The organism is Streptomyces sp. SID1328, from assembly GCF_009865595.1.
Lineage (GTDB): Bacteria > Actinomycetota > Actinomycetes > Streptomycetales > Streptomycetaceae > Streptomyces > Streptomyces griseoluteus.
This window is the reverse complement of sequence record NZ_WWKH01000902.1, coordinates 1-2,349: the sequence shown is the minus strand read 5'-3', so window position 1 is coordinate 2,349 and position 2,349 is coordinate 1. Positions and strand designations below refer to the sequence as shown.

General features: G+C 74.0%; 2 protein-coding genes. One reads left to right on the top strand and one right to left on the bottom strand.

Annotated elements, in window-relative coordinates:
• The coding region (gene galE / locus GT030_RS28880) for a UDP-glucose 4-epimerase GalE (protein ID WP_161203605.1) at nucleotides 1-824 on the bottom strand (824 nt) is incomplete at its 3' end.
• A 282-nt stretch (nucleotides 825-1,106) separates the two neighbouring features.
• Between galE and GT030_RS28875 the strand changes: the two genes are divergently transcribed.
• Nucleotides 1,107-2,349: CDP-alcohol phosphatidyltransferase family protein (locus GT030_RS28875; RefSeq protein WP_161203604.1), on the top strand; the 1,243-nt coding region annotated here is incomplete at its 3' end.

Below are 2,349 nucleotides of genomic sequence, written 5' to 3'. Positions count from 1 at the left end.
ACCGGCTCCCGCCGGTCCCCGGTGACCTCACCGATCAGCGTGATCAGCTCGCGCACCGACACCCCCTCACCGCGCCCGACGTTCAGCGTCAGATCACCGGCCGGCGCGTCCTCGGACAGCCGCCGGGCCGCCGCGAGGTGGGCCTCGGCGAGATCGGCGACATGGATGTAGTCGCGGACACAGGTGCCGTCCGGCGTCGGGTAGTCGGCGCCGAAGATCCGGGGCGCCTCGTCACGGGTCAGCCGGTCGAAGACCATCGGGACGATGTTGAACACCCCGGTGTCGGCCAGCTCGGGCGCGGCCGCGCCCGCCACGTTGAAGTAGCGCAGGCACACCGTGGAGATGCCGTGCGCCTGTCCGGCCGCGCGGACCAGCCACTCACCGGCCAGCTTGGTCTCGCCGTAGGGGTTCACCGGGGCACAGGGGGTGTCCTCGGTGATCAGGTCCACGTCCGGGTTGCCGTACACGGCCGCCGAGGAGGAGAAGACCAGCCGCCGCACGCCCGCGTCCGCGATCGCGTCCAGCAGGGTCGCCAGGCCGCCGATGTTCTCCCGGTAGTAGCGGACGGGCTCCGCCACCGACTCCCCGACCTGCTTGCGTGCCGCGAGATGCACCACACCGGTCACCCCGTGCTCGGCGAACACCCGCTTCAGCAGGTCCCCGTCCAGCGTCGAGCCCTCGACCAGCGGGATGCCCTCGGGCAGCCGCTCGGGCACCGCCGCCGAGAGGTCGTCCAGGACGACCACGTCCTCCCCGGCGCCGTGCATGGCCCGCGCCACATGGGCCCCGATGTATCCGGCTCCGCCGGTGATCAACCACGTCATGCCCGCAGACCCTACGCCGAGCCGCGCCGGGCGTCCTCGATGCCCGGATTGCGCGCCGCCCGCCGGGGCGCGGTTTGTGGGCGGGCCCTTCGATCCCCGATGATGATCGCGGCACAGGCGGGCGCGGCCCCGGTGGACCGGGCCTGAACGCCCGGTGAACGGGTGCACCGGCCCATCCGATAGCCTCTGCCGACATGCCGCCCCGGCGAGCCGCAGGCGAGGGGCGCCCCCAATCACGCAGCAGACCGGCGCCGCCGCGCCGGACCCAGGGAGTGAATTCGGTTGCCGACCGCCATCGTCACCGGTCAGCCGGTCCCCGGATCGTCCCTCGAAGGCGATCTGCGGTCCCTCGGCTTCGACGTGCGCATGGCCGCCGACCCCGCCGAGGCCCGGAACCTGATCGCGGCCGCCCCCGCCGACGGGCGCGTGGCCCTGGTCGACGCCCGCTTCGTCGGCCACCCGCACGCCCTGCGCCTCGGCCTCACGGACCCCCGCTTCCCGCTCGCCGCCGTCCCCGGCGCCGTCACCGCCCAGGGCACCGCCCGGCAGACGCTGAGCCGGGCCCTGGACGGGCAGGACCAGACCCAGGACGAGACCGGCGGCGGCACCGCGGTCGCTGTCGACAGCCTGCCCGACCGCCTGGTCACCGCCCTCGACGCCGAGGGCACCCCGGTGCACCGCCCCGAGCTGGGCAGCCTGGTCGCAGCCGTCCCCGCCGACCCGCAGGCCCGCAACGAGGCCCGGCAGGCCGTCCTCGCCATCGACGAGGAGGACGTACGCCTGAAGTCGGCCGTGAAGTCCCGCGACGGCTTCTTCACCACCTTCTGCATCAGCCCGTACTCGCGCTACCTCGCGCGCTGGTGCGCCCGCCGGGGCCTCACCCCGAACCAGGTCACCACCGCCTCCCTGCTCACCGCGCTGATAGCGGCGGGCTGTGCGGCCACCGGTACGCGCCCCGGCTTCATCGCGGCCGGCGTGCTGCTGATCGCCTCCTTCGTGCTGGACTGCACCGACGGCCAGCTGGCCCGCTACTCCCTCCAGTACTCCACGCTCGGCGCCTGGCTGGACGCCACCTTCGACCGGGCCAAGGAGTACGCCTACTACGCCGGACTCGCGCTCGGCGCGGCCCGGGGCGGCGACGACGTCTGGGCCCTCGCGCTCGGCGCGATGATCCTCCAGACCTGCCGGCACGTCGTGGACTTCTCCTTCAACGAGGCCAACCACGACGCCACCGCCAACACCAGTCCCACCGCCGCCCTCTCCGACAAGCTGGACAGCGTCGGCTGGACGGTCTGGGTCCGCCGGATGATCGTCCTGCCCATCGGCGAACGCTGGGCCATGATCGCCGTCCTCACCGCGGTCACCACCCCCCGCATCACCTTCTACGTGCTGCTGACCGGCTGCGCCCTCGCCGCGACGTACACGACGGCCGGGCGCGTGCTGCGCTCGCTGACCCGCAAGGCCCGCCGCACCGACCGCGCCGCCCGCGCGCTCGCCGACCTCGCGGACACCGGCCCGCTCGCCG